Source organism: Alkalicoccus urumqiensis, assembly GCF_002993335.1.
Taxonomy (GTDB): Bacteria; Bacillota; Bacilli; order Bacillales; family Salisediminibacteriaceae; genus Alkalicoccus; species Alkalicoccus urumqiensis.
The window spans coordinates 184,831-208,530 of record NZ_PVNS01000005.1; the positions used below are offsets into that span (position 1 = coordinate 184,831).

A 23,700-nucleotide genomic window follows, 5' to 3' on the forward strand; every position below is an offset into this window, starting at 1 on the left:
CTATTCCCTCTTCCTCTGAAAACGACACGTCGAACTGCTTCATACTTTCTTCACACTCATTTGATTGACTGAAGCAAAGGATGGGTACACGTCCTGCAGCGAAAGGAGGGAGCCCTATGGCTCACAATAACCACGACCATCATCACAACCATGAACATCAGGAGCACGATCATCACGAAAATGCCTCGTCCGGCCACAGTCACGGACACGGCGGACACGATCACGGCAGCATGATTGCCGATTTCAAACGCCGCTTTTTCGTATCTCTCATCTTAACGGTGCCGATCCTTCTCCTCTCCCCAATGATTCAGTCCTTTCTCGGAGTGGACTGGAGCTTTCCGGGAAGCATGGCCATTCTTGCCGGCTTATCCTCGGTCGTCTTTTTCTACGGCGGCTGGCCGTTTTTAACCGGGGCAGTCTCCGAACTGAAGGAGAAAACACCTGCCATGATGACGCTGATTGCGCTCGCCATTGTCGTCGCCTATGGCTACAGCATGATCGTCGTTTTCGGCTGGGAAGGCAGCAATCTGTTCTGGGAGCTTGCGACGCTCATCGTGATCATGCTCCTCGGCCACTGGGTGGAAATGCGCTCCATCGCCGGTGCCTCCAGCGCGCTCGAGGAACTCGTCCGCCTTATGCCGGACACCGCCCACCGCATGATGGAGGATGGCTCCACCGAAGAAGTGTCAATTTCCACGCTTCAGACGGGAGACCTCGTCCTCGTGAAACCGGGCGAAAAGCTGCCGGTCGACGGAACAATTACTGAAGGCCGTTCCGCGGTGGATGAATCCATGCTGACGGGTGAATCCGTGCCGGTCACCAGGGAAAAAGGCGACGACGTCATCGGCGGGGCGGTCAATCAGGACGGATCGCTTACCATCGAAGTGAAAAAAACCGGGGAGGACACTTACTTATCCCAGGTCATCACGCTCGTCCAGGATGCCCAGTCCTCCCGCTCCAAAACGCAGGATTTGGCTAACCGTGCCGCCGGCTGGCTGTTCTACCTGGCCCTCTCCGCCGGAATCACGACGTTTATCATCTGGCTCGTCGTGGGGCCGTCCTTTGACATGGCCGTCGAACGGATGGTCACCGTCATGGTCATTGCCTGCCCGCACGCACTAGGCCTTGCCGCGCCGCTTGTCACCGCGGTCTCCACGTCCATTTCCGCCAAAAAAGGACTGTTGATTAAAAACAGACCGCAGTTCGAGCAGGCCAGACATCTCGACGCCGTCGTGTTTGATAAAACCGGAACGTTGACCAAAGGCGAATTCGGCGTCACCGACATTCTTCCAGCAGAAGGGCACGAAGAAAACGACGTCCTTTTATGGGGCGCAGGCGCAGAGCAGCATTCCGAGCATCCGCTCGCTTCCGGTATCCTGAAAAAAGCAGAAGAGAAGTCCCTGGATCTCTACCGCGTGGAAGACTTTGAGAACCTCCGCGGCCGCGGGCTTACCGCACAGATTCAGGGACGGACGGTTCATGCAGTGAGTCCCGGCTACATGCAGGAGAATGGATACTCCTACGACGAAGAAGCGTTCTCCCGGCTCTCCGACGAAGGGAAAACGGTCATTTTTATCCTTGTTGATGAGGAGCTGTACGGCATGATCGCCCTCGCGGACATGGTGCGCGACTCTGCAGCGCGCGCTGTCTCCCGCTTAAAAGAAATGGGCATCGAGCCGATTATGATGACCGGCGACAACCAGCGGACCGCGGACTGGACCGCCCGTCAGCTCGGAATAGACAACGTGCATGCTGAAGTACTGCCACACCATAAAGCAGATGAAGTGAAAAAAATCCAGGACCAGGGAAAGCGGACGGCTATGACCGGAGATGGTGTCAATGACGCGCCGGCGCTTGCCACGGCGGATCTCGGTATCGCCATCGGCAGCGGCACCGATGTGGCGATGGAAACGGCAGACGTCGTCCTTGTACGGAGCGATCCGGAAGATGTTGTCGTTGTCATCGAACTGTCCAGGAAAACGTACCGCAAAATGGTGCAGAATCTCTGGTGGGCCACCGGCTACAACCTGGCGGCGCTGCCGATTGCAGCAGGTATTCTCGCACCGATCGGCATCCTGCTGAGCCCTGCCGTCGGCGCTGTGCTCATGAGTCTGAGTACAATCATCGTCGCAATTAATGCCAAGCTGTTAAAAGCTTAAATTCTCTTCATGGTTTCTTCACACTTTCTGATTATGCTTGCAGAGTACAAGAATTTGAAGGAGGCTGACATCGATGAAAAAAACATTAGGTTTATCCCTTGCGGCCGTTTTCGTTCTCGCAGCATGCTCGGACAATGACGAGATGCCGATGAATGACGAAAATGGCATGATGGACGAAAATAACATGCCGGCAGACGAGGAAGATATGCCGATGGACGACGAGGACATGCAGGATAATGAGAACATGCCGATGAACGAAGAAAACATGCACGACAACGAAGATATGCCGATGGATGAGAATAACATGCATGACGATGAAGACATGCCGATGGATGAGGAAGCAAGAGCCGACTATGAAGAGGAAGCCGCGTCTTTACCGGATTCGTTTCAGGAAGGTGCGTCAGAAAACCGGATGTCGCTGAACACGAAAAACGTCACACGCCTCACATCCGCTGACCCGGAATCCGCCTCCATCGAAGCCGCACAGACGATCTGGCCGGCGACTCACGAGGCTAACCGGCCGGGAGCGGTGCTCCTTGCCGACCCGGAGGAATGGCAGGAAGCGCTCAGCATTTTAACGCTCGTTCACCATCCGAATGATGGGCCGCTTCTGCTGATGGAGGATGGCCTCTCCGAAGAACTGCTGACGGAAATTGAGCGGCTGAATCCGCTTGGAACGGAGGACGGCACCGAAATCCTCACTGCCGGCACGCTGTCTTCCGAGGAAGAAGAGATGCTGTCGGATTATTCGATTCAATCCATCGAAGCGGAAACGGACGCCGGTTTCGCCCGGGAAGCAGACGCGATGTTTGCCGAAGCGATGGGTGAAACACCGGAAGCAGTGCTGATCGGCTCTTCCGCCGATGAGAACCGGTTGTTTTCCCAGGTGGCAGGAAGCTGGATTGCCCACATGAATGAGCCGCTTCTGTATGTCGATGACGAAGTGCCGCAGGAAACGATCGACGCGCTGGAAACAAGAGAGGAGGCCGTGATGTATCTTCTCGGCGGAGAGGATGTCATTTCCTCCGACGTGGAGGAAGAGCTTTCTGAATACGGTACTGTGGAGCGGATTGAAGGCAGCACGCCGCAGGAACTTTCCATTGCCTTCGCACAGTATGAGCATGACGGCTTCGGCTGGAATATCAACTCGCCGGGTCATGGCTTCGTCTTCACCTCTTCGGACACACCAGACCTTGCGCTTGCCGGCGCACCGTTTGCGCACCTCGGCAAACACGCTCCGCTTCTCTGGCTCGAAGGTGGAGAGCTTACGCAGGAACATGCCGACTACCTTGCCACTGTCAAACCGGGATACATGGAAAGTCCGATGGAAGGTCCTTACAATCACAGCTACATGCTCGGTGGTGAATCGGACATTTCCTTCTCCACGCAGGGCGTCATTGATGCTATGATGGAAATAGAAGCCGTTGACGGCGGCGGCCACGGCGGGCACTGATCCGCCGGATACCCCGCCCCCGCCTGCACTGCCGCAGGCGGGATCTTTTTACGAAAGAAGGTGCTGCATATGCCGGAAGCAGAGGTCTGGCTCATTGATGATGAAGAGCAGATGCTTGCCCTGCTGAAACAGTGTCTCAAACACAGCCCGTTACATATTACCGAATTCGACATGCCGGCACGCGCCTGGGACGCGCTGCTGGAAGGAAAACCGTGTGATTTAATTCTTCTGGATATCATGATGCCCGGAGAGGATGGATGGACGTTTCTGGAACGGCTTAAGACACTTGAAGAACCACCTGCCGTCATTATGCTTACCGCTCTCGGGGACAAAGAAGATGTCGTCCGCGGCCTTCATTCCGGCGCAGATGACTATATCATCAAACCATTTGAACCGTCGGAACTGACCGCTCGGGTGGATGCAGTTCTCCGGCGTACGTCGCAGCGCGCGCGTCCGGAAGGCCTCTCCTTAAGTACAAAGCGCCACACCGCCTCGCTTCACGGAAACGACCTGCTGCTCACGCAGACAGAGTTTGAGCTGCTCCGCCTGCTTTCCGGACGGCCCGGCCAGGTATTTACACGAAGCCAGATGCTCGATCATATTGATGTGCCCGGGCACGAGCGCTATGACCGGACGATCGATACCCATATTAAAAACCTGCGGGAAAAGCTGAAAACGGCGGACCCGGACACGGCATGGATTGAAACAGTGTGGGGCATCGGCTACCGCTGGAAGGAAGAGCGATGAAGCTGCCTTCTCTCATCGCACTGTTCAGTTTCCTCATGGCACTGACGCTCGTCTCCCTTCTCAGCATCAGCTTTTATGTCAGCTCGAAATCATTCTTTGATGAAGAACTGCTCCGCGACGCCTCCCAGCGGCTTGCTGCCCATGCCGATGTCATTGAGCAGAATTATCATGAAGGGACATTTGACCATATCGTCACGATGGAGGAGCGGGAGCCGGGAACGGTCTACGTGCAGTTTGCTGCAGATGGCAGCGTGCTTCGGAGCTCCGGCACGTTCAATGAATCGCTGCGGGCGGAATATGCCGCGTGGATCGATCGGAACCCCCTCCCCCGCGCGTCATTTGTTGACGGCAGAGCCTACGCGGCCCATCCGTACGGCGGTGGAGATGGGTATTTGTTTATCGATCAGTCTCCGGAACGGTTTGACGAAGCAGCCGGGAGCCTGCTCCGCTGGACTCTCGTTACAGCTGCGGCGAGCCTGCCGCTCGCTTTCTTTTTAATTATTCTCCTCATCCGGACGCTCACCCGACCGATCACCCGCCTCTCAGAAGCCGCAGCCGGGATCGCACGGGGGGATTTTCAAGCAAGGATGAACTGGAAGCGCCGCGATGAACTCGGTGAACTGAGCCGGCGGATTGATTCCATGGCAGCACAGCTGGACCATTACAGGCAGTCGCGGAAACAGCTGTTAGCAAGCATTTCCCATGATCTCCGCACGCCGCTTACGTACGTAAAAGGATACGCTGCGCTGCTGAAAGACCGGTTCTCAGGCGATCCCGATGTGCTGGAGCAGACGTCTGTCATTCATCAGGAAGCGGTCCGGATGGAGCGGCTCGTGCAGGATTTATTCGAATTAAATCATATGGATGAAGGACTGCGGACGTTTCACCTGACACCGGAATCCATCGTCGATTTTCTCGGAATGATGGAGGAGCAGTATTTGCCGTTCGTGCAGGCGTCGGGGCACCGGCTGCACGTCGTGGTGCCGGACGTGGATGATATGCTGCTCGTGGATCGGGAGCGGCTGGAGCAGGCGGTGTACAACCTGCTTCGAAACGCTGTTCTGTACACGCCGGAAGGCTCAGAAATTACACTCGGTGTCCGCCATCGGAAGGAGCGGCTGTGCCTGGTTGTGGAAGACGACGGCCCCGGCCTTTCGGAGGAGGACATGCTTCATGTATGGGACCGTTTCTACCGCGGGGAAAGCAGAACGTCCGGCTCGGGGCTCGGTCTTGCGATTGTCAAACAGCTGACCGAATCCCAGCGCGGCACGGTGCACGCAGAAAATCAGGCCTCCGGCGGCGCACGGTTTCTGCTGTGCTTCCCTGTGTTCCGCCCGGGAAAGAAGCAGTGAAAACCAGAAAGAACCGCGGGCCGGACCCGCCCGCCATCTGCCGGGACGGGGAGCGCTCCGGCAGGATACAAAAGCTGCCTTTCTCCACAAAAAGCACCTTCTTTCCACAGGGGAAAAAGGTGCTTTTCGGTCTGTTTATGCATCCACCCCGAGACGGGAGTAGTTCCGGCGCTTCATTTCCTTGAAGAGCGGGACATAGGCGGTGAGGACGATGAGCGACGTGGCGACATAGACGATACTCTGGATCACGAGCGCCGTGATACTGACGCCGATCGTCACTTCGAGCGTTGCGCCGACGGCCTGATCGATGAGCGACGTCGAAATAATAAACACCGCTAAGTAGGCAGCCATCCACCAGCCCCGCCCCTTCGTGTATTCCCAGCTCCGCGAGATGCCGGGTGCTTTTTTATCAATCATAGAAAAGCCGAGGAACAGCGACAGCCGTGCCGTCATATAAATGAGCAGACCGGCCATAATAATCAGCCCGATAAACGACAGGATCAGGACGTTTGTAAAAGCTGTCACCACAACCATAAGCACGCCGCCGATGGAGATACCGATCATAACGAGACTAAATCCGATCCACGCTCCGATCAATGCAAAATACCGTTTTCCTGCCGCGCGGAATGCCTCCTTCGCATCCGATTCCCATACGAGGAAATACAGGCCCGCACCGAAAATAAGCGGGTACGTGACAATCAGAAGCAGATCCAGCAGCAGAAGCGGAACCGATGCGAGAAACGCAGCCTCTTCCTCCTGCTGGGACAAAAAGACTTCGATCCACGTTCTCCCCGATTCCTCCCCGAACAAAAACGGCGTATCAAGCACGAGACCGAACAACAGCTGCAGGACGAAAATCGGCCCGGCAATCAAAAAGCCCAGCTTTAAAAGCGGTATGTAGCGTGATTTTAATAAAACGACCGCCTCCTGGATTAAATCCGAAAGCGTCCGCTTTGTTTCTTCTTCCTTCATCCAAAAACCTCCTTCCTTTTTCCGTACGAAAGCTGCGCTGAAAAGTTTCACCGGAGCAGAAACGGCTCCTGCTCCACTCAGCCGGTAAACACCTCTCCCTTTGGATACCGGACGACATCCACTTCTGTCCGGGCGAGCGCAAACGCGAGCGTCAGCGGACCGAGTCTGCCGATAAACATGAGAAGCATCACCACTGCTTTTCCGAAAGAACTGAGCTCCGGCGTCAGTCCCATGGATAAGCCGACCGTTCCAAAAGCAGAAAATACTTCAAACACAAGGACATGATACGGCGCCTGTTCCGTGACTGACAGCAGAAAGACGCCGGCGATGACAATGAGGAGGCTCGTAACAGCCACCGCGAGCGCCCGTGTCACGGCTGCTTCACTTATCCGCCGTTCAAACGCCACGGCTTCCTTTTTCCCGCGGAGATATGCCTGTACAGCCAGAATAATCACAAGAAATGTCGTGAGTTTGATCCCGCTCCCGGTGGAGGCACTGCCGGCGCCAATAAACATCAACACCAGCATCATCGTCATGGCGGGCATCCCGAGTCCTGATATATCAATCGTATTAAAGCCCGCGGTCCGTGGTGTGACGGCCTGAAAATACGATGCCCACATTTTCCCTGATGCCGACAGGTTTCCGATCGTTTCCGGATTGCTGTATTCCAGCGCAAAAAAGAGCAGAGCCGCTCCGGCATTCAGAACGAGCGTCCCGGACAGCATTAATTTCGTATGCAGGGAAAGAAACCGGAATTTTTTCGTATGAAGCAGGTCATAAACAACAGTAAATCCGATTCCACCGGATATAAAAAGAATGGAAATCACACTGTTAATCAAAGGGTCTGCCGGATAACCGGTTAAATTTTCCACCCACAACGAAAACCCGGCGTTATTAAATGCAGAGACTGCGTGAAACATGCTGAAAAACAAGCCGTCTGCAAGGCCATACTCCGGTACCCAGCGGATGGCCAGAAGGACCGTTCCTGCCCCTTCCAGCACGGCTGTAAACAGAAGAAGCATTTTCGCCAGGCGGACCATGCCCCCGATCGTCGGCTGATTGAACGATTCCTTCACCAGCATCCGCTCCCGTAAACCGAGCTTTTTGCCGAGAGCCAGCACGAGAAGGACCGCAAAAGACATGAATCCAAGTCCTCCAAGCTGAATGAGCACCATCAGCACAATCTGTCCAAACCGTGTAAACGTCGTCCCCGGATCCACCACGCCGAGCCCTGTTACAGTAACGGCGGAGGCAGCCATAAACAAGGCGTCGATGTAAGCAATGGATCCGGTGACCGAAACAGGAAGCCACAATAGCAGAGAGCCGGCGAAAAGACTTAGAATAAACCCTGCAGCCAATACCTGCGGCGGATTTATGGGACGGCGCTTTTTCAGCATGACGACGCCTTCTTTCTCTATGTTTTACTCAATGTACTCCTGTTTCTTCCAGCTGTCTATCTTTTTTCTGCGGAAATTGTCTGCTTTCCTTACTTTTTGCAGGAAGATGGCTGCAGCGGACGTTCCGAGAACGTGCTCTTCCGGAGGCCGAAACGAACGCTGCTGCAGAAACTTAAATAAATCAGGCAGAAACCGCCTGGTCTTAAAAGAAAAGAGAGATTTGTTGAATAGGTTCCCGCTTCCTGTGTGCACCTGCAGCCGTACAACGCTTTTATTACAAGCAGCACGGCTCCGCGCGTCCGCGCCGCATGGCAGAAGTTCGCTGCCCTGCGCCTTAAACCATAGGCCGGCTCCGCTCGCGCTTTCAGCCGCTTGACGCGGCATGGATTTTCGCCTCGTTCGGATCCTCCCGGAGTCGACGGCCTCCGGTTTCGGCAGGTAGAAAAAAACACTTGCTAGAAGCGATCCCTTTTGCACAGCGAATACTGTCATTCAATCGAATTGTACGAGGTCATCCTGGCCTTATAGACATCGATCCCGCTGCGGATCATTTGTATTTCACCTTTATTTTACTACGCTTCGAAGCGTTCGGCAGAGACGCCGGTGGGATCAAGCGCAGTCTGAAGATCCTTTCTCAGGGCGCAGGCCATGAGAAATAGCTGAAGACAAGCCCACGGCAAGCTTCTGCCGAAAAGCGGAGAAGCTCCATTAACAAAAACAAACGGCACATAGAACAGAACGTTGAAATACTATAACCCTTGGCGTCCCAGCTCGGAAGAGGCTTCGAATTTTATACTTTCTTGTACTCTGAAAAAACCGCCTCCTCGTTCGAAGGCGGTCCGTTCTTACGCTAAGATCATAATCATGCCGGCAAACATACCGAGAAGCAGGGCGCCGCCGATGACGGCCCAGAAGCCGGCACGCTCCAGCTTTTTCGGGTCCTCCCCGGACGCCTCGGCCCGGCTGACCGTCGTCATGCTGTTCGGCTTCCCTGTTCCGTACACTGTCGGTTTCGGCATCGACTTGGACGTAAAGGCAAGCACGATCAATGGTATGAACGCAGCCACTGCTGCGACAGCGAGAACGATGAGCACGACATTAATGATACCTGCTGCTGCGCCGGCGGTAAGAAGTACCGCGGCGATTCCCGCGCCGATAAGTGCTGCTTTTCCTAGTTGCTTCATCTACTCATCCTTTCCTGTAAACGCATGTTCCAGCTGTTCAATGACGGAGCCGACATAGTCGACCGCCTCCTGAATCGGAGTGCCTGCCGCCATATCGAGACCGGCGTCTTCCACGAGCTCGAGCGGCGTTTTCGACCCTCCGGTTTTCAATACTTCCAGCCATTGTTCTGCGGTATCCGGATCCTCCTGCATCCGCTTCATCACTGCCGTGGAAATGCTGAGGCCTGCAGAATACGTGTACGGATACAGCCCCATGTAGTAGTGCGGCTGCCGCATCCACGTCCGGCCGGCATAGTCGGGGATCTCCACCTCGTCCCCCCAGAATTCGCGGAGCACAGTGAGCTTCACCTCATTTAAACGGACGGCTGTAAGCGGCGTATCCTTCTCCGCCAGCGCATACACGCGGCGCTGAAATTCGCCTTCCAATAAGTGTGTCACGAAATTGTGGTAATACGTGCCGAGCGACTGAAGCAGCACCCAGCGCTTCATCCGCTCATCTTCGGCGTGATCCAGCAGATACCGGCTCAAAAGAAGCTCATTCAGCGTCGACGGCGCCTCGATGAAATACAGCGAAGACTGCACGTTCGCCGCCCGCTGATGCTCGGATGCAAGCGCAAAATGCCCTGCGTGGCCGAGCTCATGCGCAAGCGTAAACGCATCCTGCATCGACTGGTGCCACGTCAGCAGCAGATATGGATGCACGCCGTACGGATTCGCACAGAACGCCCCGGAACGCTTGCCTGCATTATCCGCATAATCCACCCAGCGCTCCGACACCGCGCGCTCCATCAACGCCCCGTAGTCCGGACCGAGCGGACGGAGCGCTTCCACGATTGTCCGCGATGCCTCCTCAAACGACATCTTCGGCGCATAATCCGGATCAAGCGGCGCCTTTAAGTCCGCAAACGTCATCGCCTCCAGCCCGAGCACCTCTTTTTTCAAACGCGCAAACCGGCGCATATGTGGCGCAAGCTCCGTAAAAATCGTATCCAGCTGGCGGTGATACAGCTCCGGCGTCACCTGCTGCGGCATGAGAAGCATCTCCGTCACCGAATCATATCCTCTCATGCGCGCCTCCAGCACCTGCCTGCGCACCTCCGTCTGATACACCGCCGCATACGTGGACTCGTATCCGCCGAGCGCCCCGTAAAACACATCGGTTCCTGTGCGCCGGAACGCCGTATCCTGCGACGCTTCCACCTCCGGGAACGAATTGTACGTCAGCGGGTGCGTTCCGCCCGTTTCCAGCGGAATATCCGGAAACACAAGGTCCGACGTCCGGCTCCGTTCGTAAATGCCGTACGGCGCATCCAGCACTTCCCCCATCCCTGCGAAAACGGCTTCCGCCGCGTCCGGTAACTGATAGGCTCTTTTCTGCATCTGGTGCCGGAGATACCGTTCAAATGTTCTCAGCTGCCTGTCTTCCAGGAGGAATTCATCAAGCGTATCTTCATCGAGCGTCATGATCTCATTATCGATAAACTGCAGTTCGGCATGCACCGACGCAGCAAGCGATGACGCCCGTGCGGCGCGCTCCTGGTTTTCGGGATCCGCCGCATCTCCTGCTTCCCCGAGCATCGCATAGTGCGTGATCCGCTGCAGGCGGACCATCACTGCCTCTCTCGCCGTAAGCGCGGCCCGCAGGCTCTGGCCGCTTTCAGTCACGAATCCTTTCCACTTCGTCACTTCCGGGAGAATCTCCGGAATCTCTTCCACTGCCGCCTCCCAGTTCGAAGGCGTCCGGAACAGATCCCGCAGGTCCCACGTTTCCGCTTCTGCCACCTCGTGCCGCTGTCTGACTGTCATATGTACCCTTCCTTTCTCTGTCCCTTTTGTGTAAAAATGGTTATTATAAGATAATACCCTATTCTATACATACGCAATCATCAAAGGAGGATTTTTCATGAGTGTGGAAGCCCATAAACAGGAAGCCCCGTCCCAGGTCACGGCGGCGGTGATCACCGTCAGTGATACGCGTACAAAGGAGACGGACAAGAGCGGACAGCTGATCGAAACACTGCTCGAAGAGAACGGACACCAGGTGGAATCACGGACCGTTGTCACCGATGAGAAAGCGTCGATTGAGAACGCCGTTTTATCCACGTGCGGGACGCAGGATGTCGTGATTTTAAACGGGGGGACGGGCATCGCGGCGCGGGATGTGACGATTGAAACGGTCGTTCCGCTGTTTACGAAGGAAATTCCCGGATTCGGGGAAATTTTCCGGATGCTCAGCTACACGGAGGATATTGGATCTGCGGCCGTACTGAGCCGGGCGGCTGCCGGAGTCGTAAACGGCACGGTCGTGTTTTCGCTTCCAGGTTCGAGGGGGGCGGTGCGCCTCGGCATGACGAAATTGATTCTGCCGGAAGCGGCGCACATGGTTCGTGAAGTAAGAAAGGATCGTTCCTGATGAAGCTGCTTCTGTTTGATTTTGACGGGACGCTTGCCGACACGCTGCCGATCTGTATTGCGTCGTTTCAGGAGGCGTTTCTGCAGGTGGACGGTGTGGAGTGGTCGGAGGAGGAGATTGAGGACATTCTCGGACCGCCGGAGACGGAGATTCTGCGGACGTATACGAAGCACGGGGATCCGGAAGAAGCCGTGGAGTGCTTTTATGAGACGTACGCATCGCTTCACCCGAAAGTGACGGCAGATCCGGCGATTCTAGAGATGCTCTCGGCGCTGCGGGAAGCTGGCTTTTTCCTCGGCATCATTACCGGGAAGGCGCGCCGCGGCCTCGATTATTCGCTGCGGCAGCTGAATATGGAAGGCGTCGTCGACTGGACGATTGCCGGAGATGAAACAGAGCGTGCCAAGCCGGACCCGGAATGTGTGGACCGGGCGCTTCAGCAGTTCCGGACGTCCAAAGAAGAGACGATGATTCTCGGAGATACCGACGCGGACATCGGTGCCGGTCAGAATGCCGGCATAACGGCGTGCGCGGTCAACTGGCTTCCCGGCTTTACGCCGAAGCCGCTCACCCTGACGCCGGACGCGGTGTTCCGCTCGCCGGAGGAGCTGCGCTTCTGGCTCTACCGTCAGGAGAATCCGCTCGACGGCTAGAATCAGCTGTCGATATCCACCGGTTCGACCGCCACCTCGTCAAATTCAACAGCGGTGTAGCCGGCTTCAAACGTCCGGAAGTAGTGCATGACATCCTCGACGTACCAGGAGGCGCGGTTATAATCATAAATCGCATCTTCATAGCGGCCTTCGGCGGCACCTGAGCCGGCCAGATAATTCGCCGCGCTGTGGACGGCATCTTCTAAATTGTAAGGATCCGCCGTGCCGTTTCCGGAGGCATCGACGCCGTAGCCGCCGTACTGGGCAATGACGTCGGGGTCCATCTTCTCTTGTTCGGGGATGTTTCCTTCCCCAAGTTCATCTTCGCACGTCGGATGCCCCCAGCCGGTCCACGTACACGGCATAAACTGCAGGTGACCTTCGGCGCCGACCGGGCTTTCCAGCGGGTCCATCGTAGAAAAGATCGTTTCCACGCGGTGGACTGCTGCGAGAAGTTCCCACGGAATATCGTACGCCTCCGCTGCCTCTTCATAAACCGGAATGAATTCTTCCGGTACATCTTCCAGTCCGAGCGGGCGGAGTTCCTCTTCCTGATCGAAAAGACCGGCCGCAGCGGCGATGCCGGCAAGAAGTAGAATCACAGCTGCTGCCATCAGAATGGTTCCTGTAAATGATCGTCGTTTATTCATTGGTTGGCTCCTTCGTATGTTTCTACTCTCAAGCATAGCAGATTTTGTCCCGGTCCCCCATCGTATTTGGTCCCGAATTATATCAATACGATGACATCTTGATGATAAATCGATAACATCCCTTTAAATTCCTTTCAAAGGGAGTAGGATAGAGAGTAAGGAATACGAGGCGAGGTGAACAACATGAAGCAATGGCTCCCGGGACTACTGATACTGCTGCTTGCTGCTTGTGGAAATGAAACTGTCTATGATGAGATCCCCGAACTCGAGGAGTCGAGTGAGCTTCATGCGATCGTTGTTGTGGAAGATCAGCACGATGAAACGAACCGTCCATACTATGATGCGCTTCTCGACGTAAAGCGGAGCGATATGCAGACGCACATCGTCGAAGCATCCGACGCACCCGCATCCGTGAAGCACTTCGGTGCTGAAAGCTTTCCATGTCTGATCGTTTACCAGGAGGGTGAAATCCGACTCCACCTGGATTCGGATGAACAGCCGGAAAACATTCTCTACGAACTGGAAACGGAAATGACCCGCTTAACTGAAATGACATCGGAATCGTTTTAATCCGTACCGCCCCTCCCCCGGCGGTGCGGTTTTTTTATGTTATACTGGTTCCGCATTTCCTTTTTCTGAAACATTTTTAAGAAAGCTTCGTAGAAATAACCACCACCTTTGTACAGGAGCGTGATCTGAATGAATGATTGGCTGGAACAATACGAAACCATTTTTCAGGAATTGAAAAAAGAACTGCGCTGGAAAGTCGCCGGCGACACCCAGCTGATGTACATTGCCGGCACGTATGTCATGAAACAGAAGCCATTTTCCTATGAGGAACTGAACGAAACGGCGGAGCAGCTGAAAGAGGGGAAAGGAATGTTCTCCACGCTGCGGTCCAACAGCCGCTTTACGCTTGCTGCTGTGCTGAATACGACGTTTGACGAACCGAAGGAATCTGCAGAGCATATGAAGCAGGTATACGATGCGCTCGTGGAGCACAAGCTGAAGCGCGGCGAGATGACCTATGTCACGGCCCTTACGCTTCTTTCCACGGCGGACCGGAAAATGCCGTTCTCCGAACAGGCGGAAGCCGTACGGGAAACGTACAAAGCGATGCAGAGTGAACATCCGTTTATTACGTCCGAGCAGGACTACCCGCTTGCGACGCTGTTATCCCACCGGTCGGAATCGACGGAGGAAATCATGAAACGCGTCGAACATTTTTACACCCGCCTTGCAGAAGAATCGTTTATGAAAGGCAACGATCTTCAGTTTTTGAGTCATATTCTCTCTCTCGACACGGATCATGAAGCAGAGGAGCTCATCCGCCGGACAGTGGACGCGCGGGAGCGCTGGAAAAACACCGGTCTGAAGTTCCGCCGCCTGCACTATCCGGCAGCCGGTATGCTGGCGCTTACGTCGATGGAGGAAGGCACCTTCCAGGAAGTTCATGATACAGCGAAAGCCATCCAGAAACTGCAGGGCTTCCGCTGGCATCGTGACTGGAACGAACGGACAGCCGCCGCATTTGTCACATCCCGGATGCTTGAAGATGATTCGACGCTTCACGCCGGACTTTATGCTGCGATGGATACGGTCATTCAGGCGCAGAACGCTGCAATGATCTCTTCGATGGCCGCCGCCTCCGCAGCAGCCTCGTCGAACAGCTAGGCAGCGATGAGAAACCAGCTGCTTCTTTTTACAGGTGTCCTGTTCGTTATTTTGTTCTTTTCCTATTTCATCATACCGTTCTCCATGCTTTTGTTTCCACAGACCGCAGAGAGCGGCACCGTGTTGTTTGCGGTATTCGCGGTGACGGCAGCAGCAGCTTTCTCTATTTTCACGGCAGAATCCGGCCGGCAGCTTGCAGTCGTCTGGATCAGTGCTTCCGCGGCTGTGTTTCTGTATGCAGCGTCGGTTTCGCTTCTGGATGTGTCTTTGGACGTGGATGCCGAATCCCGCGGCGTGGAACTGACCGAATACGAGCCGTTTTCTGAGACAGGGCGTCCGGCGCAGCTCGGCACGGAAGCGTCGCTGCAGCTCGAGGAAAATGCTCCCGCTCTCGACGGTGCGACGGCGCTTTATCCGGTGTATGCGGCGTTTGTGGAGGCCGTGTATCCGAAAGGGGACTACATGCCTTACAGTCCCGCGCGGAGCACTGTCGTTTCCACGCAGACGCCGGACGCCTTCGAGCGGCTCATCGCCGGGAATACGGATATCATTTTTACAGCCGCTCCGTCCGCGGCTCAGGAAGAAGCTGCGGCAGAAGCCGGTGTGACGATGGAGCGGACACCCATCGGCCTCGAGGCGTTTGTGTTTCTCGTGCATAAGAGTAATCCGGTGACAGCTCTGTCCGAGGAAGAAATCCGCAGCATCTACAGCGGGGAGATTTCCCGCTGGAGCGAACTCGGCGGACTTCCTGCAGCGATTACCGCGTTCCAGCGTCCCGAGGGCAGCGGCAGCCAGACAGCGCTGCAGTCTTTTATGGGAGAAACGCCGATCGCCGAAGCGCCGCAGGACCGGACCCCGGCCGGCATGGGCGGCATTCTGGAAGAAACGGCGTCTCTTAGAAGTGAACGGAGTGCCATCGGCTTTTCCTTCCGTCACTTTGCGCTTTCCATGACCGAGGATCATGCGCTGAAGCCGGTGCACGTAAACGGTGTACCGCCGTCGCACGACACGATCCGATCCGGCGCCTATCCGATTACGAGCGAATTTTACGCGATCCGCCTCGCGGAAAACGACGCTCCGGAAATCGACGAACTCCTCGACTGGATTCTCTCCGAAGAAGGCCAGTCCCTCGTCGAACAGAGTGGATACGTCCCGATAAACGAACAATCTTAAAGTGCCTCCCGCCGCCGGTGAAAGCCCGGCGGCTTTTTTACGTGGAGATTGTACGGCAGACGCAGACGGCAGCAAAAAGCTCTATTAACCGCGGGCTGGGCAGCGCCCGCCATCTGTCAGAGCGGGGAACGGGTTGGAGCAGATTGGCCGCCGCGGGTTTGGCGGCGACGGGTGGTCCGAGGGGCTGGAAAGTTGGTCCGGTTTGGTGCGGAAGGGGGTCCGATTTTGGCTGGAAGTGGTCCGTTACGAAGTGCTTGGTCCGATATAGGCTGATCCTGTTCCGCGGCAGGGCTGCCGTGGTCCGATAGTGAGCCATGCTGGTCCGCGGGCGGCAGCTTTTGGTCCGGCTTTTTCCGAATGACATGAAACTTCTTCTTCCATAAACCCAACACCTTAATCACCGCGGGCCAAACCCGCCCGCCATCTGCCGAAGCGGAGAACGGTCTGCGGCAGATGGGCCGCCGCTGGTTTTAGCGACGGCCGGTAGTTCAGGATTTCCGCTGTGCAGGAAGAACACCGCCACACCATCGTCGGAGACCGCAGCGAAACTTCCCTCTCCCCGTTCCAATCACCCCGGACCGCGCCCTCCCTCCCCCACAACCACACAAAAGCCCCCGAAAGAACCGCAGTAAACGGTCTTCCGGGGGCACTCTTACAGAAGCTTCATCTTATTTTGAAGCAGCTTCCTGTTTTTTCATTTCTTCGTTTCGTTTTTTAAATACTTCGTTGTGGGAGCTGACCATGCCTTTGGCGCCGGCTTCCGGGTCGACGAACTGCTTGGCGGCGTTCACGGCGTTGGCCGCGTCCTGAAACGCGCCGGCAAGAAGGTTCAGCTTGCCGCTGTAATCGACGACGTCGCCTGCAGCGTACAGCCCGTCAATCGACGTCCGTCCGTCGGCATCGGCCGCAATCCGCTGATGCCCGGTCTGCTCCAGTGCGATTGTCGAATCATTTAAAAACGTGAGCTCCCGCTCGTAGCCGTGGTTGACGATAACGTGATCCACGTCCACGGTGCGGTACTCGTCCTCCCCACAGAGAAGCTCGACCTGCGCGATGCGGCTCCCGTCCTCGCTGGCGATCAGACGGTGAATCGACGTGCGGAACTGGCAGTCGACGTTGGAACACATCACCTTATTTACTTCCGATTCATGCCCCTTCATCACTTCACTGCGGCACGATAAAATAACGCGGCCTGCAATATCATCGAGCTCATTCGCCCAGTCGATCGCTGCGTTGCCGCCGCCGGAAATGAGCACGTTCTTCCCGCGGAACGTCTCAAGCGACTGCACTGTATAATGAAGGTTTGAAATCTCAAACCGTTCTGCTCCGTCAATCGTCAGCCGCTGCGGATTAATAATCCCGCTGCCTGCGGCGATAATGACCGTTTTCGATGCAAAAGACCGGCCGTCGTGCGTGATGATTTCAAACTGCCCGTTTTCCTGACGTTTGATGTCGGTGACCGTGGTCCCGGTGTGGACTTCGGGGTCGAAGGTGAGCCCCTGCTGAATGAGGTTTTTTCGGAATTCGCTGCCGCGGGCGGGCGGAACACCGCCGACGTCCCAGATCATTTTTTCAGGATAGAGACGTACTTTGCCGCCGAGTTCCTCCTGGGCCTCGATCAGCCGCACGCTCATTTGTCTGACTCCGCTGTAAAACGCGGCGTAAAGCCCTGCCGGACCGCCGCCGATCACTGTGATATCCGTTACCGTCATGTGTGCCGCACCCTTTCGTATCAACTATAGGAAGACGTTTTATATTTTAAATTCTCATTGACAATCATTCTCACCAAGCGTACTATAATTATTGTACACGATAGTGAGAATCATTTTCAACATAAACTTTTCATCCATAGAAAGGACTGACGCACACGTGGCACATATGCAGGTGAGCAATCTTCAGGCAGGCTACGGCGGGACGCCGATCATCGACGAACTGACGACCTCCATTCCTGAAGGAAAAATCACAACCATCATCGGCTCCAACGGCTGTGGCAAATCGACGCTCCTTAAGGCGTGTACGCGTCTTTTGTCACCGGAATCCGGTGGCGTGGCGCTCGACGGCCGCTCAATCACGCAGATGCCGACAAAAGAGCTCGCGAAAACGCTCGCGATTCTGCCGCAGACGCAGCAGGGCGCCGGCGGTCTGACCGTATACGAGCTCGTTTCCTATGGACGTTTTCCCCACCAGCGCGGCTTCGGCCGGCTGACGCGGACCGATAAAGAGAAAATTGCCTGGGCGATGGAAATGACCGGCACGACGGATTTTGCGGACCAGCCGGTGGACGGACTGTCCGGCGGTCAGCGCCAGCGCGTCTGGATTGCCATGGCACTCGCACAGGATACCGAGATGATTTTTCTCGACGAGCCGACGACGTACCTCGACATGGCGCATCAGCTGGAAGTGCTCGAGCTTCTGCAGCGCCTGAACCGTGAAGAAGGACGCACGATCGTCATGGTGCTGCATGATTTGAATCAGGCAGCGCGCTTCTCAGATCACATTATTGCGATGAAAGAGGGAGAAATTGTCCACGCCGGATCGAGCAAGGAAGTCATCCAGTGTGACATTCTCCGCCACGTCTTTGAAATCGAAGCGATTATCGGAGAAGATCCGATGACCGGATGCCCGATGTGCATGACGTACCACCTGCTGCAGCAGAAGCAGACAGCTCCACTGAAACAGGCAGTAAACAACTAATCAGCGAATGGAAGGACGATTTGGGACAATGAAAAAGATGATGATGCTTGCCGGCACAGCGGCACTGGTAACACTTGCCGCATGCGGCGCGGAGGAAAACACCGACAGCTCCAACGCTGCGGAAAATAACAGCCAGAACGAAACGGAAGAAACAAATACATCCAATAACGAGCCTGCAGAGGATAACGATGCGGAAGAACCGGCAGAAGAAAACAATGCCGCGGATAATGAGGAAACCGGCGAAGAAACGGAAGAAAATAATGAGTCAGACGAAAGCGGCGCCGATGCTTCCGGCGATACGATTACGTACGAATCGGAAAACGGTCCGGTCGAAGTACCTGCGGATCCGCAGCGCGTCGTCGTTCTCTCTTCTTACGTAGGTGACATGCTGGCACTCGACGTACCGGTCGTCGGCGCGGATACATGGTCGATGGACAACCCGGTATTTGAAGAAGAGCTTGCAGATACAGAAGCCGTCACAGACGAAGATCTCGAAAAGATCATCGAGCTCGATCCGGATCTGATCGTCGGTCTTTCCAACATCCAGAACGTCGATCAGCTTCAGGAAATCGCTCCGACCGTTACGTTTACGTACGGTGCGGTCGACTACCTCGATCAGCACATTGAAATCGGCAAACTCGTAAACAAGGAAGACGAAGCACGCGACTGGGTGGAGGACTTCCAGCAGCGCGCCTCTGAAACCGGCGAGGAGATCAAAGCAGAGATCGGTGAAGATGCCACGGTCACCGTCTTCGAAAACTTTGACAAACAGCTTTATGTCTTCGGCGATAACTGGGCACGCGGTACAGAAATTCTGTATCAGGAAATGGAACTCGGCATGCCGGAATCGGTGCAGGAAGTCTCTGAGAGCGACGGATTCTTTGCCCTCTCTACGGAAGTCATGTCGGAATACGCCGGTGATTACATCGTCGTCAGTAAAGTAGCCGACCAGGACAACTCCTTCCAGGAAACCGAAACGTACCAGAACATTCCTGCGGTCCAGGATGGCAACGTCATTGAAGTCGACGCACAGTCGTTCTACTTTAACGACGCCACCTCCCTCGATCACCAGCTGAGCGTGTTTGAAGAAGAATTCCTGAGCGAGTAAGGCCTCTCCCATCCCACGGCAGCACAAGCGCCGTGGGATTTTGGCGTGGAGCCGGCGGCTTTTCTGCTGGATGATGCTTCCCTGAAAACACCGCTGCGAAAACCGCGAACCAAGATTTAACCCGATCGGACCACCGCCCGCCGACACACGGCGGCCCCTCTGCTTCAACCGTTCCCCGCTCCGGCAGATGGCGGGCCGGGCAGTTCGGCCTGCGGTGATTGATGGGTTTCGTTGCGGTCTCTGCGCTTCGTGTGGCGGAGTTTCCGCTTCCTGTTGCGATGTCCGCCTCTGGTGTGGCGATATTCGGCACCGGCGTGGCGGTCTGCCCCTATTGTGGCGGTCTTCGGCGTCCGTATGGCGATTTTTTCTGCCGGCGTTGCGATCTTCACAGATGTGCTTCCTCCACAGCGGAAATCCTGAGCCACCGGCTGCCGAAAACCCGTGGACATATGCTTCCACGCCGTTCCGCGGCTTTTAACTTTTGTTTCTGGAGGTGACTGTATGCCGAAATTATCCATTGAGAAGCCGGTGCTCCGGCTGCTGCTTCCCTTTGCCGGCGCAGCCGTCATCCTTCTCGTATCCTTTTACATATCGCTCCGCTTCGGAGCCGCAGCGACAACGAGCACCGATATTTTCCGGGCCATTTTCGCAGAGGAGCAGACGGAAGCCTCTCTCATCATTCAGGAGATCCGACTTCCCCGTGAAATCGGCGCCGCGGTCACCGGGGCCGCACTCGCCTGCGCCGGCGCCATCATGCAGGGAATGACGCGCAATCCGCTTGCCGAACCGGGGCTGCTCGGTCTCACCTCCGGCGCCACGTTTGCGCTTGCGGTCTCGCTTGCCTTCTTTCCGGAGCTCAATTATATCGGCATCATGTTCGTCTGCATGATCGGTGCAGCCGTCGCCGCCGGCATCGTCTTCGGCATCAACTATACGTCCCGCGGGCCGGTCTCCCCGTTCCGCATCGTCCTCGCCGGTGCAGCCGTGTCTGCTTTTTTTGCCGCGGCTGCAGAGGGCCTCGGCCTGCTTGTCCGCATTTCACAGGACATTTCCATGTGGACCGCCGGCGGCCTGATCGGCACGAACTGGACACAGCTGCAGATTATCGTGCCTGTCATTGCCGCAGCGCTCGTACTAGCTCTCTTCCTTGCCCGCCAGCTCACCCTGCTGAGCGTCAACGAAGACGTCGCGGTCGGCCTCGGCCAGCGCACCGAAGTTGTCAAAGCCATGCTGTTTCTCATCGTCGTACTTCTCGCCGGCACCGCCGTCGCCATTGCAGGAAACCTCGCCTTCGTCGGTCTCATGATCCCGCACCTCGTGCGTCCATTCACCGGCCGCGACTACCGGACCGTGCTGCCCGTTTCCGCCGTTACCGGAGCGGCCTTCCTGCTGTTGACCGACACCGCCGGCCGCACCATCAACGCACCCTATGAAACCCCCGTGGCGGCGCTCGTCGCCGTCCTCGGACTGCCCTTTTTCCTCTGGGTCGTCCGCAGGAAAGGAGGCACACCCGCATGAAACGTCGTTTTCTTCCGCTCATGCTCGTCCTTACTGCCCTCCTCCTCGGTATGACGCTCGCCGGCATGGGGCTCGGCACGTCGAGCTTCAGCTTCGACCGCATGGTGCCGGTGCTGCTCGGCCAGGGAACGTTTGAGGAAAACTTTATTCTCTTCAACCTGCGGCTGCCCCGCATCGTCGTCACCATCCTCGCCGGTGCCGCGCTCGCCGTCGCGGGTGCCGTGCTGCAGGGCCTGACGAAAAACGACCTTGCCGACCCGGGCATAATCGGTATCAATGCCGGAGCCGGCGCTGCCGTCGCGGTCTACTTTCTCTTTATGCCGCTCGATCCCGGGAATTTTGTGTATGTGCTACCGGTCATCGCTTTTTCCGGGGCGCTGCTCACGGCGGTTCTGATCTATGCGGCGTCGTGGGACCGCCGCACCGGACTCGAGCCGGTACGGTTCATTTTAACGGGCGTCGGTTTCTCGCTTGCGCTGTCGGGGCTGATGATCGTTCTGATTTCCGGCGGAGACCGGATGAAGGTGGACTTTATCGCCCAGTGGCTCGCCGGGAGCATCTGGGGCACGGACTGGCCGTTCGTTCTGGCGCTCGCTCCGTGGCTTCTGCTGCTCGTGCCGTTTACACTGTACGCGGCGCGGCAGCTGAACCTGCTTTACCTGGATACAGGTGTCGCTGTCGGAACCGGCGTCGCCGTCGGCCGCACGCAGGTGACCCTGCTTGTAACTGCGGTTGCGCTCGCCGCTGCCGCCGTATCGGTTACCGGCGGCATCGCGTTCGTCGGTCTCATGGCACCGCATATCGCGCGCTCGCTCACCGGCGTCGACCACCGCCGGATGATTCCGGCGGCCATGCTCATCGGCGCGCTGCTTCTCGTCACCGCGGACACCATCGGCCGCAATACCCCCGCGCCAGAAGGCGTCCCCGCAGGCGTCGTCGTCTCCCTCATCGGCGCCCCGTACTTCGTCTACCTGCTGTTAAAACGCACGTAAAGCCGCCTCCCCGGGCGGCTTTTTTCGTTTCGCAGATGGCGGGCCGGGCAGTTCGGCCCGCGGTAGTTAAGGTGTTGGGGGTATGGGAGCAGCAGTTTCATGTCGTTCGCAAAACGCCGGACCAAAAACTGCCGCCCGCGGACCAGCATGGCTCACTATCGGACCACGGCAGCCCTGCAGCGGAACAGGATCAGCCTTTATCGGACCAAGCACCTCGTAACGGACCATCTCCAGCCAATATCGGAACACCTTCCGCACCAAACCGGACCAACTTTCCAGCCCCTCGGACCACCGGCCGCCGAAAACCACACGGCGGCCCATCCGCTTTAATTCAACTTTTTTACATCACGCTAGACTTTAGTATTGCCTGCCGAAGCAGGAAATTTTTCTGGTGAAAGCACATACCCTTTACCATCATAAACGGCATATTGACGCAGCAATCGTAAAATAGACTGTTTTGACAGATGTTCAAGAAGGTGGTTGAAGGCTTTACGCTTTAGAGGTTCATTTATTAATAAACTAATATCATATAGACATGAGACATGAGCATTTCTAGTGGTTATTCGGCAATCTTGACAGGACCATGTCTGGTAACCAGGAATAAATCGGCTGCTTCTGCATGAGGAGCAGCGCGGCGGTCCTAAAATATCATTTACGTGAAGATCAAATCGTTGCAGTAGATTTGTTCCGGTATCAACATGACTTAATTGAATCTGCTTGTCCAGCCTCGCTAGCTGATTTTTTGATAGTACTCGCTTAGGGTACGTCTGAATTAATCTATCGAACTGCTTTAGCAGTCCATCACTATGATAAATGCCGGGATGATGAGGGGGAGCAGCAATCTGTGCTCGTCTATTTGAAACAATGACATGGGGAATGATCGGTAGAGAAGGAATTTTGTGCTGTTGCAGCCAAAGCTTTATAAGTCTTGCATGGCGATCTACCTGCGCCACCGGACATGCGAAAACTTCAGACCGATTTTCTATTGTTCGAATGAGTTGACTACGCTCCAAATCAAACTGCAATGCTCCAGAATAATTTTTTACCTCACCTATATACAGAAAATAGGGGGTGACCAGGATAAGATCGACTTGAAACTTTATGTTCTTCTCTTTTAGTTCCAGAGAAAGTCCTTGATAAATAAAAGCCTGATCCCGCAAGAAATTCAAGTGATACCCGATAGACTGTTCACCTGCAAAACCTGCATCAAATCTTTTGTAGAATTGGAGCACTTCCTCATACTTTGGATGATGTACAGGAAGTCGCCGGAGCAAAGCTCTCAATTGATCAAGAATAAAGGGACGGTGCTGAATTGTATGCTGCATAGTAATCCCCTTTCTAAAGTAGATATATTCATTTTACAGAAATTACCTCAAAAAGCAAACGTTCATTCGCCTTTTGCTTGTTTTCCTCACCTCTTTTTTCAGTGACTTTTAATTAAATTTCTTTGCGCCTGCAGTCATTCGGAAAACGCCGGACCAAAAACTGCCGCCCGCGGACCAGCATGGCTCACTATCGAACCACAGCAGCCCTGCAGCGGAACAGGATCAGCCTTTATCGG

At 55.7% G+C, this 23,700-nt stretch carries 20 protein-coding genes; 13 read left to right on the plus strand and 7 right to left on the minus strand.

The features are described 5' to 3' along the window. Positions 1 to 116 precede the first annotated feature (116 nt). The 4 genes from C6I21_RS07055 to C6I21_RS07070 all read left to right on the plus strand — a co-directional run bounded on the left by C6I21_RS07055 (position 117) and on the right by C6I21_RS07070 (position 5,711). A complete protein-coding gene (locus C6I21_RS07055; protein WP_105958740.1) occupies positions 117 to 2,159 on the plus strand; it encodes a heavy metal translocating P-type ATPase in 2,043 nt (680 codons plus the stop codon). Between the two features lie 73 nt (positions 2,160 to 2,232). Next, positions 2,233 to 3,612, plus strand: coding sequence for a cell wall-binding repeat-containing protein (locus C6I21_RS07060; protein WP_105958741.1), 1,380 nt, complete (start codon positions 2,233 to 2,235; stop codon positions 3,610 to 3,612). Between the two features lie 69 nt (positions 3,613 to 3,681). Then, positions 3,682 to 4,359, plus strand: a complete 678-nt coding sequence (locus C6I21_RS07065) for a response regulator transcription factor (protein WP_105958742.1) — start codon at positions 3,682 to 3,684, stop codon at positions 4,357 to 4,359. Then, positions 4,356 to 5,711 carry a sensor histidine kinase gene (locus C6I21_RS07070; RefSeq protein ID WP_105958743.1) on the plus strand — a complete coding sequence of 452 codons (1,356 nt, stop codon included), beginning with the start codon at positions 4,356 to 4,358 and terminating at the stop codon, positions 5,709 to 5,711. The genes C6I21_RS07065 and C6I21_RS07070 overlap by 4 nt, the downstream gene beginning before the upstream one ends. Positions 5,712 to 5,846: 135 nt before the next feature. Here C6I21_RS07070 and C6I21_RS07075 read toward each other — a convergent pair whose 3' ends face one another. The 4 genes from C6I21_RS07075 to pepF form a co-directional block, all read right to left on the minus strand. Beyond that, positions 5,847 to 6,683 carry a hypothetical protein gene (locus tag C6I21_RS07075; RefSeq protein ID WP_105958744.1) on the minus strand — a complete coding sequence of 279 codons (837 nt, stop codon included), beginning with the start codon at positions 6,681 to 6,683 and terminating at the stop codon, positions 5,847 to 5,849. Between the two features lie 77 nt (positions 6,684 to 6,760). Next, positions 6,761 to 8,080 carry a TrkH family potassium uptake protein gene (locus C6I21_RS07080; RefSeq protein WP_105958745.1) on the minus strand — a complete coding sequence of 440 codons (1,320 nt, stop codon included), beginning with the start codon at positions 8,078 to 8,080 and terminating at the stop codon, positions 6,761 to 6,763. 845 nt (positions 8,081 to 8,925) lie between these two features. Beyond that, complete coding sequence (locus C6I21_RS07090; protein WP_105958747.1) at positions 8,926 to 9,264, minus strand: hypothetical protein; 339 nt, start codon at positions 9,262 to 9,264, stop codon at positions 8,926 to 8,928. Then, on the minus strand, positions 9,265 to 11,070 hold the full coding sequence (pepF, locus tag C6I21_RS07095; RefSeq protein WP_105958748.1) for an oligoendopeptidase F: 1,806 nt from the start codon (positions 11,068 to 11,070) through the stop codon (positions 9,265 to 9,267). It lies immediately after the preceding gene. Between the two features lie 97 nt (positions 11,071 to 11,167). Here pepF and C6I21_RS07100 point away from each other — a divergent pair, with 97 nt between their 5' ends. Together C6I21_RS07100 and C6I21_RS07105 are read left to right on the plus strand one after the other, a co-directional pair. Further along, positions 11,168 to 11,677, plus strand: a complete 510-nt coding sequence (locus tag C6I21_RS07100; RefSeq protein WP_105958749.1) for a MogA/MoaB family molybdenum cofactor biosynthesis protein — start codon at positions 11,168 to 11,170, stop codon at positions 11,675 to 11,677. Further along, positions 11,677 to 12,330, plus strand: a complete 654-nt coding sequence (locus C6I21_RS07105; RefSeq protein ID WP_105958750.1) for an HAD family hydrolase — start codon at positions 11,677 to 11,679, stop codon at positions 12,328 to 12,330. The genes C6I21_RS07100 and C6I21_RS07105 overlap by 1 nt, the downstream gene beginning before the upstream one ends. A gap of 2 nt (positions 12,331 to 12,332) precedes the next feature. On the opposite strand, the gene C6I21_RS07110 is transcribed toward C6I21_RS07105, so the two are convergent. Further along, positions 12,333 to 12,980 carry a lytic transglycosylase domain-containing protein gene (locus tag C6I21_RS07110; protein WP_181186146.1) on the minus strand — a complete coding sequence of 216 codons (648 nt, stop codon included), beginning with the start codon at positions 12,978 to 12,980 and terminating at the stop codon, positions 12,333 to 12,335. 183 nt (positions 12,981 to 13,163) lie between these two features. On the opposite strand from C6I21_RS07110, the gene C6I21_RS07115 reads away from it, so the two are divergent. The 3 genes from C6I21_RS07115 to C6I21_RS07125 all read left to right on the plus strand — a co-directional run bounded on the left by C6I21_RS07115 (position 13,164) and on the right by C6I21_RS07125 (position 15,827). After that, entirely contained in the window at positions 13,164 to 13,550 is a 387-nt protein-coding gene (locus C6I21_RS07115) for a hypothetical protein (protein WP_105958751.1), read from the plus strand. A gap of 129 nt (positions 13,551 to 13,679) precedes the next feature. Further along, entirely contained in the window at positions 13,680 to 14,654 is a 975-nt protein-coding gene (locus tag C6I21_RS07120) for a DUF4003 family protein (RefSeq protein ID WP_105958752.1), read from the plus strand. A 6-nt stretch (positions 14,655 to 14,660) separates the two neighbouring features. Next, entirely contained in the window at positions 14,661 to 15,827 is a 1,167-nt protein-coding gene (locus C6I21_RS07125) for a PstS family phosphate ABC transporter substrate-binding protein (RefSeq protein ID WP_105958753.1), read from the plus strand. A 668-nt stretch (positions 15,828 to 16,495) separates the two neighbouring features. On the opposite strand, the gene C6I21_RS07130 is transcribed toward C6I21_RS07125, so the two are convergent. After that, positions 16,496 to 17,539, minus strand: a complete 1,044-nt coding sequence (locus C6I21_RS07130; RefSeq protein WP_105958754.1) for an NAD(P)/FAD-dependent oxidoreductase — start codon at positions 17,537 to 17,539, stop codon at positions 16,496 to 16,498. Positions 17,540 to 17,696: 157 nt separating this feature from the next. Here C6I21_RS07130 and C6I21_RS07135 point away from each other — a divergent pair, with 157 nt between their 5' ends. From C6I21_RS07135 to C6I21_RS07155, 4 genes are all read left to right on the plus strand, one after another. Continuing rightward, positions 17,697 to 18,521 carry an ABC transporter ATP-binding protein gene (locus C6I21_RS07135; protein WP_425352479.1) on the plus strand — a complete coding sequence of 275 codons (825 nt, stop codon included), beginning with the start codon at positions 17,697 to 17,699 and terminating at the stop codon, positions 18,519 to 18,521. A 28-nt stretch (positions 18,522 to 18,549) separates the two neighbouring features. Continuing rightward, positions 18,550 to 19,629, plus strand: coding sequence for an iron-hydroxamate ABC transporter substrate-binding protein (locus C6I21_RS07140; RefSeq protein WP_245411561.1), 1,080 nt, complete (start codon positions 18,550 to 18,552; stop codon positions 19,627 to 19,629). Between the two features lie 501 nt (positions 19,630 to 20,130). Beyond that, complete coding sequence (locus C6I21_RS07150) at positions 20,131 to 21,147, plus strand: FecCD family ABC transporter permease (RefSeq protein WP_105958756.1); 1,017 nt, start codon at positions 20,131 to 20,133, stop codon at positions 21,145 to 21,147. Further along, positions 21,144 to 22,139, plus strand: a complete 996-nt coding sequence (locus C6I21_RS07155; RefSeq protein WP_105958757.1) for a FecCD family ABC transporter permease — start codon at positions 21,144 to 21,146, stop codon at positions 22,137 to 22,139. Before C6I21_RS07150 ends, C6I21_RS07155 begins: the two co-directional genes overlap by 4 nt. Positions 22,140 to 22,489: 350 nt before the next feature. Here the strand turns inward: C6I21_RS07155 and C6I21_RS07160 are convergent, their stop codons facing one another. Beyond that, positions 22,490 to 23,464, minus strand: a complete 975-nt coding sequence (locus tag C6I21_RS07160) for a nuclease-related domain-containing protein (RefSeq protein ID WP_105958758.1) — start codon at positions 23,462 to 23,464, stop codon at positions 22,490 to 22,492. Between the last annotated feature and the right edge of the window lie 236 nt (positions 23,465 to 23,700).